This is a genomic window from Caulobacter sp. AP07 (assembly GCF_000281955.1).
Taxonomy (GTDB): domain Bacteria; phylum Pseudomonadota; class Alphaproteobacteria; order Caulobacterales; family Caulobacteraceae; genus Caulobacter.
This window is the reverse complement of sequence record NZ_AKKF01000214.1, coordinates 1-9,399: the sequence shown is the minus strand read 5'-3', so window position 1 is coordinate 9,399 and position 9,399 is coordinate 1. Positions and strand designations below refer to the sequence as shown.

Annotated in this window: 8 protein-coding genes and 1 tRNA gene; 3 read left to right on the top strand and 6 right to left on the bottom strand. The window is 71.0% G+C overall.

Annotation, left to right across the window (positions count from 1 at the left end; all coding sequences use genetic code 11):
* From PMI01_RS19525 to PMI01_RS19515, 3 genes are all read right to left on the bottom strand, one after another.
* On the bottom strand, positions 1–877 hold an 877-nt coding region (locus PMI01_RS19525; protein WP_007672904.1), incomplete at its 3' end, for an outer membrane protein.
* A 168-nt stretch (positions 878–1,045) separates the two neighbouring features.
* Positions 1,046–1,711 (bottom strand): sulfite oxidase-like oxidoreductase, encoded by a 666-nt coding sequence (locus PMI01_RS19520; RefSeq protein WP_007672902.1) that lies wholly within the window; start codon positions 1,709–1,711, stop codon positions 1,046–1,048.
* A gap of 108 nt (positions 1,712–1,819) precedes the next feature.
* Positions 1,820–2,725, bottom strand: a complete 906-nt coding sequence (locus tag PMI01_RS19515; protein WP_007672900.1) for a LysR substrate-binding domain-containing protein — start codon at positions 2,723–2,725, stop codon at positions 1,820–1,822.
* 113 nt (positions 2,726–2,838) lie between these two features.
* Between PMI01_RS19515 and PMI01_RS19510 the strand changes: the two genes are divergently transcribed.
* Together PMI01_RS19510 and PMI01_RS19505 are read left to right on the top strand one after the other, a co-directional pair.
* Positions 2,839–3,702: an oxidoreductase gene (locus PMI01_RS19510; protein WP_007672898.1), complete on the top strand. Its 864-nt coding sequence runs from the start codon at positions 2,839–2,841 to the stop codon at positions 3,700–3,702.
* 94 nt (positions 3,703–3,796) lie between these two features.
* Positions 3,797–6,640: an ATP-binding protein gene (locus tag PMI01_RS19505; RefSeq protein WP_035037259.1), complete on the top strand. Its 2,844-nt coding sequence runs from the start codon at positions 3,797–3,799 to the stop codon at positions 6,638–6,640.
* An 18-nt stretch (positions 6,641–6,658) separates the two neighbouring features.
* Here the strand turns inward: PMI01_RS19505 and PMI01_RS19500 are convergent, their stop codons facing one another.
* The 3 genes from PMI01_RS19500 to cpdR form a co-directional block, all read right to left on the bottom strand.
* Positions 6,659–7,141, bottom strand: a complete 483-nt coding sequence (locus PMI01_RS19500; protein ID WP_007672894.1) for a hypothetical protein — start codon at positions 7,139–7,141, stop codon at positions 6,659–6,661.
* A gap of 389 nt (positions 7,142–7,530) precedes the next feature.
* Positions 7,531–7,605 (bottom strand) — tRNA-Val (locus PMI01_RS19495).
* A 98-nt stretch (positions 7,606–7,703) separates the two neighbouring features.
* Entirely contained in the window at positions 7,704–8,060 is a 357-nt protein-coding gene (cpdR, locus tag PMI01_RS19490; protein ID WP_007672892.1) for a cell cycle two-component system response regulator CpdR, read from the bottom strand.
* 178 nt (positions 8,061–8,238) lie between these two features.
* Between cpdR and PMI01_RS19485 the strand changes: the two genes are divergently transcribed.
* The gene (locus PMI01_RS19485) at positions 8,239–9,159 is read left to right on the top strand and encodes an N-formylglutamate amidohydrolase (protein WP_007672890.1); all 921 of its coding nucleotides are present in this window, start codon (positions 8,239–8,241) and stop codon (positions 9,157–9,159) included.
* Positions 9,160–9,399: the final 240 nt, after the last annotated feature.

Here is a 9,399-nt window from a genome sequence, read left to right as displayed (position 1 = left end):
GCGGGGGAGGCGGCGGGGGCGGAGGCGGCGGGGGAGGCGGCGGGGGCGGAGGCGGCGGGGGAGGCGGCGGGGGCGGCGGCGAGCCGAAGGTGTAGCGGATACCCAGCGTCAGCGAGGTGTCCTTGTACTTGCCTTCGAACGTGCCGACGTCGGTGATCATGCCGGGGGTGCCCGGGCCAACACCGGCGTTGGCGGTCACCGAACCCCATTGCAGGTCATCGGTCTGCAGATAGCGGCCGGTCAGGTCCAGGGACCAGTTCGGCGCGAAATCCCAGGCGATACCGAGCAGGCCCTGCCAGGCCAGGGCCTGGTCGACGTCGTCGAAGCTGGTGTTCTGGTACGGGGCCGCCGCGGTGGGAACGCCGCTCAGCTGGCCATAGACCTTGTTGTGGACCCAGGCCGTACCGACACCGGCGCCGATGAACGGACGCCATTGGGAGTCGGGCAGGAAGTCATAGATGACGTTGGCCATCAGGGTGGTGGCCTTCAGCTCGCCGTCCGGCTCGCCGCACTTCGGGGCGGCGGCGGTGCGAAGGACCCCGGCGGTGCAGAGACCCTGCGGCTGCGGCCGGCCGGCCGAACCACGGACGCCGCTGATGTCGCCGCTGCGATAGCCGTATTCGCCTTCGACCCGCCAGTTGGGGGTGAAGCGATAACCGATACGGCCGAACGCGGCCCAGTCGTCATCGGCCGAGAACGTCCATTTGTAAGGTTGGCCGTCCGTGGCGTTGACGGACGAGACGCCCTTGACGCCGTCGGTCGTATGGTACCCGACGTCGCCGGCGACGTACCATCCGCTCAATGCGCTTTGGGCGGAGGCGCCCGACGCGGCGCAAAGCGCCAACGTCGCGACGCCAGCCAGCAACCGGATTTTCATGATGTGAACCCTCTACGTGAATGTCTCGAGGTCGGGTGTAGGAGCGACCTCACGACGACAACGCGTTAAAAGTGAATTCGGGTGTGGCAGATCAGCCACAGACGCCGCTATATTACGTCGAAAAGACAACTTGAGCACTGTAACCTCTTCCCCTGGCAGAGCTTTCTCTCAGTCCGAATAACGCTGCTCGCGCCAGGGATCGCCGCGATTGTGGTAGCCGCGCACCTCCCAGAAGCCCGGTTGATCCTCGCCGCGGAACTCAATCGCCTTCAGCCACTTGGCGCTCTTCCAGAAATAGAGGTGCGGCACGACCAGGCGCACCGGCCCGCCGTGCTCGGCCGTCAGGGGCCGACCCTCCCAGCCGTGGGCGACCAGGGCGTCGGGGTGGGCGAAGTCGTCCAGCGCAAGGTTGGTCGTGTAGCCGTCCGCCGCATGCAGCACCACGAACCGCGCCTCGTCGCGCGGGCGCACCGCCGCCAGCAGGTCGCCGGTGGCCACGCCCTTCCAGTGGTTGTCGTAGCGCGACCAGGTGGTGACGCAGTGGATGTCGGAGACCGGCTCACTCTGCGGCTGGGCCAGCAGGGCCTGGAAGTCCCAGACCGCCGGCCGTTCGACCAGGCCCTCGATCCGCAGCTTCCAATCCTCGCGCGGGATGTCGGGCTTGAGACCCAGGTCGAGCACCGGCCAGTTCCGCGTCTCCTTCTGGCCGGGCGGCAGGCGTTCGGCGCCGGGCCTGGCGGTCCGCCCGGTCAGGAACTTGCCCTCCCGCGCCCACGCCGCCTTGTTGCGGGTGAGCTTGGTGGGCTGTTCGGGGGGATGGTCCTCGTCGCTCATGGCGGGCTCCGGAAGGCGGCCTGGCTAGGATGACGCAGGATCGCGCCGCCGCCTTGCACGATTTCGCCCCCGACGAGGCGGCAAGAGACAGGACGGCAAGACAAGGCGCTAGGCGCGGAGCTTCAACACCTCGCGCGCGGTGTCGATGAAGGCGCGCAGCTTGGGCGCCTGGGCGGCGCGGCGTGGGAAGTACAGGAACAGGCCCGGCTCCTCGATCGCCGTGTCGGCCAGCACCCAGCGCAGCCGCTTCTCGCGGATGTCCGCGCGCACCAGCGGCTCGAACACATAGGCCAGCCCCACCCCGGCCAGGGCCAGGTCGCGGGCGTAGAGCGGGTCGGTGACCCGGGCGCTGCCGCGCACCTTCACCGCCGTGTCGACGCCGTCTTCCTGGACCTCCCAGGCATAGTCGCCGCCGGTCGAGATCAGCCGGAAGCCGATGCAGTTGTGGCCGGCCAGGTCGGCGATCGCCTTGGGCTCGCCGCGCGCCTGGATGTAGGCGGGCGCCGCGACCATGATCGCCTTGAACGGCGGGGTCAGGCGCACGGCCGTCATGTCCTGGGCGATCATCTCGCCCAGCCGCACGCCGGCGTCGAAGCCGCCGGCCACGATGTCGACCAGGCCGTCGTCGGACGTCACCTCGATGACCAGGTCTGGATGCCGCCAGGCCATCTCGGCGATCACCGCCGTCAGCGCCATGCGCTGGGCGATGCGCGGCGCGTTCAGGCGCAGCACGCCGGTGATCCGCCCCTTGGCGGCGCGCAGCCGTTCGATCGCCTCGCCGATCTCGGTCAGGGCGGGGCCCACCGCGGCGACGAACCCGGCCCCGGCCTCGGTCAGGGCGACGCTGCGGGTGGTGCGGGCGAACAGCGGCAGGCCCAGGCGCTCTTCCACCGTCTTGACCGCGTGGCTGACCGCCGACGGGCTCATGCCCAGCTCGGCGGCCGCCGCTCCGAAGCCGCCGCGGCGGGCGACGGCCAGAACCACCGGGAAATGGGCGATCAGCTCTCGGTCCATTCATGCACGATATCGAATTACCTGTACGATTTGAACCATCTTATCGCCGGATCGATCGACTGCGATCTTCGCCTGGCGTTCAAACGGAACGCCCCGCCGACAAGGAGCCCGCCATGACCGCCACCGCCCTCCCCCAGACCCGCTCCCCCAAGACCTGGTTCATCACCGGCGCCGCGTCGGGCTTTGGCCGCGCCTTCGCCGAGCACGCCCTGTCGCTGGGCGACAACGTGGTGGCCACGGCCCGCGCGCCCGAAAAGCTGCAGGCGCTGGTCGCCCTGGCGCCGGAGCGGGTGCTGGCCGCCAAGCTGGACGTCGACCAGCCCGGCGACGCCCAGGCCGCCGTCGATGCGGCGGTCGCCCGGTTCGGCCGGATCGACATCCTGGTCAACAACGCCGGCTACGGCGTGGTCGGGGCGCTGGAGGAGACCCCGGACGCCGAGCTGCGGGCCATCATGGACACCAACTTCTTCGGGGCCCTGGCCGTGACCCGCGCCGCCCTGCCCGTGCTGCGGGCCCAGCGCGCGGGCGCGATCGTCAACGTCTCCAGCCTGGGCGGCCAGATGTCGTTCGCCGGCTTCTCGGCCTATTCGGCCAGCAAGTTCGCCCTGGAGGGCGCTTCCGAGGCCCTGGCCCAGGAGGTCGCGCCGTTCGGGATCAAGGTGCTGATCGTCGAGCCCGGCCAGTTCCGCACCGACCTGGCCGGGGCCGGCATGCGCCACATGCCGATCCTGGACTCCTACCAGGACACCGTCGGCCCCACCCGCGTCTTCGCCCACGACATGCACGGGACCCAGGCCGGCGATCCGCGCAAGGCGGCCGCCGCCATCGTCCTGGCGCTGGAGGCGGACAAGACGCCGCTTCGGCTGCAATTGGGGGCCGACGCGGTCGAGGCGGTGCGGGGTCACGCCCAGGCGCTGCTGGTCGATCTGGCGGCATGGGAGGGCGTGGCGGCGGCGACCGCCCACGATCCGGCGTGATCGCCGCCGGGAGCCATGGACAGCGCGCCGACCCGGCCATAGGTTTCGCGCCACCTGGCTTCCCGACCTATCGAGAGAGACGAACTTGGCTGACGTGACCGCGGCTCCGGCCGCCAGCGGCTTCGCGTTCGGCCCGTTCCGCCTGCTGACCGCCCAGCGGGCCCTGCTGCGCGACGGCCGGCCGGTTCGCCTGGGCGGGCGGGCCTTCGACATCCTGACCCTGCTGGTCGAGCGGGCCGGCCAACTGGTGTCCCGGCAGGACCTGGCCCTGCGCGCCTGGCCCGACACCCACGTCATCGACGGGACCTTGACCGTGCATGTCGCGGCCCTGCGGCGGGCGCTGGACGACGGCCAGGCGGGGGCCCGCTACATCGTCAACACGCCGGGGCAAGGCTACGCCTTCGTCGCGCCCGTCACCGTCATCGAGGACCTGGCGCCGCCCGCCCGCCCCACCGCCGGGGCTGAGCGCGGGGCCAACAACCTGCCGTCCCAGACCCCCCGCCTGATCGGACGCGACGCGCTGGTCGGCGACCTGCGGCGGCGACTCGACAGGCGAAGGCTGCTGACCCTGGTCGGCCCCGGCGGCATCGGCAAGACCGCCCTGGCCCTGGCCGTGGCCGAGGACCTGACGGACGCCTATCCCGACGGCGTCTGGCTGGTCGAGCTGGGGGCGATCATCGATCCGCGCTTGGCGCCGACCGTCCTGGCCCAGGCCCTGCGCCTGGTCATGCCCGCCGACGATCCCCTGCCCGGCCTGGTCAACGCCCTGCGCGACAAGCGCATGCTGCTGGTGTTCGACAATTGCGAGCACGTGGTCGAGCAGGTCGCCTTCATCGCGACGAGCCTGCTGGAGAACGCGCCCGGCGTGCGGATCCTGGCCACCAGCCGCGAACCGCTGCGGATCGAGGGCGAACAGGCCCACCGCGTCCCGTCGCTGGAAAGCCCGGCGGACTCGCCGCGGCTCACCGCCGCCCAGGCCCTGGCCTTTCCGGCGGTCCAGCTGTTCGCCGAACGGGCCGCCTCGGCCGTGGCCGGCTTCGTCCTGACCGACGCCGACGCGCCCAGCGCCGCGCGCATCGGCCGCGAGCTGGACGGCCTGCCCCTGGCGATCGAGCTGGCGGCGGCCGGCGTCGAGCGGTTCGGGGTCCAGGACCTGGCGGCCAGGCTGGACGCCCGGCTGGAGCCCGCAGTCGCCGACCGTCGCGCGGCGCCGGCCCGTCACCGCACCCTGGGCGCGACCCTGGACTGGAGCTACCAGCTGCTCAGCGCGCCCGAACAGCGCCTGTTTCGGCGGCTGGCGGTGTTCATGGGCGGCTTCACCCTGGAATCGGCCACGGCCGTCGCGGCCGAAACGCCCGAGGACTCGGCGACGATCGCCGACCTGGTGACCGGCCTGATGCTGAAGTCCCTGGTCACCCCGCACTTCGCCAACGGCGAGCTGCGGCTGCGCCTGCTGGAGACCACCCGGGCCTTCGCCCTGCGCAAGCTGGCCGAACATGGCGAGGTCCAGGCCGCCAGCCGCCGGCAGGCGGTCTATTGCCGGGACCTGGTGGACAGCGCGGCGAAGGCCTCCGATGGCGCGTTCCTGGCCGTGGTCGCCGCCGAGATCGACAATATCCGCGCCGCCCTGGCCTGGGCGTTCGGGCCCGACGGCGACGAGGCGGTCGCCATCGCCCTGGCGGCGGGCTCGGCGCCGATCCTGCTGCACATGTACCTGCTGCCCGAGTGCCACCACTGGATGGCCAAGGCCGTCGACGCCCTGGGCGACGCCGATCGCGGCACGCGCCGCGAGATGGTGCTGCAATGCGCCCTGGGCCTGGCGCTGATGTACACCCAGAGCACCAGCGACCGCGCCCAGCTGGCCCTGGCCCGGGCCTGCGCCCTGGCCGAGGCGTTCGACGAACTGGGCTGGCAGCTCCAGGCCCTGCTGGCCCTCGCGGCCATCCGCCATCGCTTCGAGGACTTCGACGAGGCCCTGGCCCTGGCCGAGCGCGCCGTGGCCGTGGCGACCCTGACCGGCGACGGCCTGGCGCTGGGACGGGCCCAGGCGGTGCTGAGCAGCGCCCTGATGCTGCTGACCCGCTACGGCGAGGCCGTCGCGGCCGGCCAGGCGGCGTATGGGAAGATCGACGCCGTCCGCCAGGCCCACATGATCCGCGAAGGCACGATCCACGCGGTCTACGCCCAGGTGACCGTGGCGGCCGGGCTCTGGGCCCAGGGCCGGCTCGACCAGTCCGCGCGGACCACGCGGGCCCTGACCGCCGAGGCCGAGGCCGGCGGCGATCCGGCGGCCCTGTGCCTGGCCCTGACCTGGTGCGGATGCCCCCTGGCGCTGCGGCTGAACGACCTGGACGCCGCCGAGCGGCTGATCGCCCAGCTCCAGGCCCAGGCCGAGAGGAGCGGCCTGAGGGCCTACCTGGCCTGCGCCGTCGCCTTGGAGGGCCAGCTGGCGGTCCAGCGCGGCGACCCGGCGCGCGGCGAGGCGCGGCTGCGCGCCGGCCTGGCGGCGCTGGACGAGGCCCGCAACGCCCTGTTCGCCACGCCGCACCGGATCGACCTGGCCCAGCTGCTGCTCGACCAGGGCCGCGCGGACGAGGCCCTGGCGGTCGTCGCCGAGCCGGCGGCGCGGGCCGAGCGGCACGGCGGCTGGTGTGCGACGGAACTGCTGCGCGTCCAGGGCGAGGTCGCGCTGCTGAAGGGCGACGCCGGCCTGGCCGAAGTCACCCTGACCCGCGCCGTGGAGCGGGCCCGCCGCGAAGGCGCGCTGACCTGGGAATTGCGCGCCGCCATCAGCCTGGGCCGGCTACGCGCCGCTCGGGGCGAGACCCGCCAGGCGCGTGAGCTGCTGGGCGAGGTCCACGCCCGCTTCACGGAAGGCTTCGACGCGCCCGACCTGCGGCGCGCCCAGACGCTGCTGGCGTCGTGGGGCGCGGCCTGAAAGCCGCCGCCAGGCGGCTCATATGATCGTCAGCGACGGCGAGCTGTTGAGGGCGCCGGTGACGGTGCAGGCGCCGGGCGAGCCCGGAATCGTGACGCCGACGAAGTCGATCTTGCCCGGCGAACCGTTGATCCAGCCGGTATTCACGGTGCCGCTGCAGGATCCGACCATCGTCTTGAGGCCGATGCCCTGGAGCGTGACCGAAGTTGTGGTGTTCGGATGCAGGTACCAAGGCAGTCCGGTGGGCGCGACCAGCGCGCTACATTGCCAGCTTCCGCTGAACAAGGCTTGGGTAATCACGACCATGCTACCGCCACCAGGCACGAAACCCGTCAGCGTGACGCCGCAGGTGACGATCGATCCAGGTTGCTGAATGGTCAGGTTGCCCGTGAACGTAACGTTGCTGAGCGGGTTGGGGGTGAACGTCGCGGCCGAGGCGGGAGCGGCCAGGCCAGCGGCGGCCAGGACGGCGGCGGACAGAATAGAGGCGCTCTTGAGCATGACGCCTTCCTCCCACTTGCAACCCTTCGTTGGGCGGAAACCAGAATGACGACCGCGAAGGTTGAGAGTCAACCATATTTACATCAATGTAGAATGAGGATCGGAATCACCGAGCAGCACGGGTTCACCCGCTCGGGTCTGCTCGTCCAGCCGCCAAGCGGATAATCGAAGCCACCTGTAATGGTTAGGGCTCATGGCTCGGGCCAGCAGCGCCGAGGGGCGTGGGGCGGTGGCGGCTCCAGAGATTCCGCTAATGTTCTTTCGGGAAGCCAAGGATTCAGCGGCTGCGACGCCGGGGAAGTCGCCACTTCAGGTCGATACTGGCGCGCGCGCGAGAACCAGCGGCCAGCACCGAGGCTCAAACTCTTGATCGCCTTGGAAAGGAGGAATGGTGGACGCGACAGGGATTGAACCTGTGACCCCCTCGATGTCAACGAGGTGCTCTCCCGCTGAGCTACGCGTCCGCCAAAGCGGCCCTGAAGCGCTTCGAAAAGCGTCCGGGGCGGGAAGGTGTGGGGGTATAGCGGCGGCTTTCGGATGACGCAAGCCGCGCCATAAAATTTTACGCGGCCATCATCTTTTCGACCTCGGAGACCAGGTCGCGCAGGTGCACGGGCTTGGACAGGACCTTGGCCCCGGCGGGCGCGCGGTCCTGGGCGGACAGGGCCACGGCGGCGAAGCCGGTGATGAACATGATGCGCAGGGACGGGTCGCGGGCGGCGGCCTGGCGGGCCACCTCGATGCCGTCCATGCCGGGCATGACGATGTCGGTCAGCAGCAGGTCCCAGGCGGTGTCCAGGTGCTGGACGGCCTCTTCGCCGTCGGCGCAGGCGGTGACCTCGAATCCGGCCCGCTCCAGCGCCCGCGCCAGGAAGCCGCGGAGGGAGTCGTCGTCTTCGGCGAGGAGGATGCGGGCCATGCGGTCAGTTTCCTGGCGATCGTCGGGGTTTGAAAGCTCGATTCTAGAGAAGGACGGTAAATCGCGGATGAACCCGGACCCTCCTGTCCACAGCTAAAGCTTGGCTGTCGGCATCTACCGTTATAGCGCGGTTCCGTTGCCGTTTGACCCTGGACCGCGCGACCGCGACAATAAGCCCATGAACGCTTGGGAGCCGATCGCTTCTGATACGCCGACGACGGCGGGGCAAGGTTTCGCGCCGGCCTTCGAGGTCCTGCGCGCCGCCCCCGAGGACCAGCCGCCGCCGACGCCGCTGGTGTTCGCCTCGCCGCACTCGGGCCGACTCTATCCGCCGGAGATGATGGCCGCCGCGCGCCTGGAGACCCAGGACCTGCGCGGCTCGGAGGACGCCTTCGTCGATGACCTGATCGGCGGCGCGCCCGCCCTGGGGGTCGCGGTGATCCGGGCCCGGCTGGCGCGGGCCTATATCGACCTCAACCGCGACGCCTGGGAGCTGGATCCGGCGATGTTCGAGGACGACCTGCCCGCGTTCGCCCAGGCCCGCACGGCCCGGGTGGCGGCGGGCCTGGGGGCGATCGCCCGGGTGGCCGGCGAAGGCCGCCCGATCTACGCCCGCAAGCTGACCTTCGCCGAGGCCAAGACCCGGATCGAGACCGCCCACCAGCCCTATCACGACGCCCTGGACCGGCTGCTGGCCCAGGCCCGCAAGGCCCACGGCCTGGCGATCCTGGTCGACTGGCACTCGATGCCGGCGGCGGCGGCGCGCGGCCATCGGGCCAAGGGCGGCGGGCCGTGCGATATCGTGCTGGGCGACCGCTTCGGCGCCGCCTGCGGGCCCCCGCTGACCGGGCTGATGGAAAAGACCCTGGAACAGCTGGGCTACCGCGTGGCCCGCAACGCCCCCTATGCCGGCGGCTACACCACCGAGCACTACGGCCGCCCGACCCGGCGCACCCACGCCATCCAGGTCGAGATCAACCGCGGCCTCTACATGAACGAGACGACGCGCGAGCCGACCGAGGGCCTGGCGCGCCTGAAGGCCGACATCGAGGCGGCGACGACCCGGCTGGCCGGCACGGACTGGGCGGAGTTGCTCTAAAGACCCCTCTCTCTTTGAGAGAGGGAGGGGCCCGCCGCGAGCGGTGGGAGGGTGAGAGGTTACAATCTCTCAGAATGAAACTCCGACGCAGACAGGGCGCGTCGCGCCGTCGCAGCGATGGTGAAGGTCTGGACGACTTTTTGAGATGTTCAACGGCTCGGGATTTCCGGCCAACGGTGAAACCTCTCACCCTCCCACCGCCTGCGGCGGCGGGCCCCTCCCTCTCTCAAAGAGAGAGGG

Bases quoted from the DNA above. Each gene is read 5' to 3' on its own strand.
- PMI01_RS19520 (WP_007672902.1), bottom strand. From the start codon at position 1,711: ATGAGCGACGAGGACCATCCCCCCGAACAGCCCACCAAGCTCACCCGC.
- PMI01_RS19515 (WP_007672900.1), bottom strand. From the start codon at position 2,725: ATGGACCGAGAGCTGATCGCCCATTTCCCGGTGGTTCTGGCCGTCGCC.
- PMI01_RS19510 (WP_007672898.1), top strand. From the start codon at position 2,839: ATGACCGCCACCGCCCTCCCCCAGACCCGCTCCCCCAAGACCTGGTTC.
- PMI01_RS19500 (WP_007672894.1), bottom strand. From the start codon at position 7,141: ATGCTCAAGAGCGCCTCTATTCTGTCCGCCGCCGTCCTGGCCGCCGCT.
- cpdR (WP_007672892.1), bottom strand. From the start codon at position 8,060: ATGGCCCGCATCCTCCTCGCCGAAGACGACGACTCCCTCCGCGGCTTC.
- PMI01_RS19485 (WP_007672890.1), top strand. From the start codon at position 8,239: ATGAACGCTTGGGAGCCGATCGCTTCTGATACGCCGACGACGGCGGGG.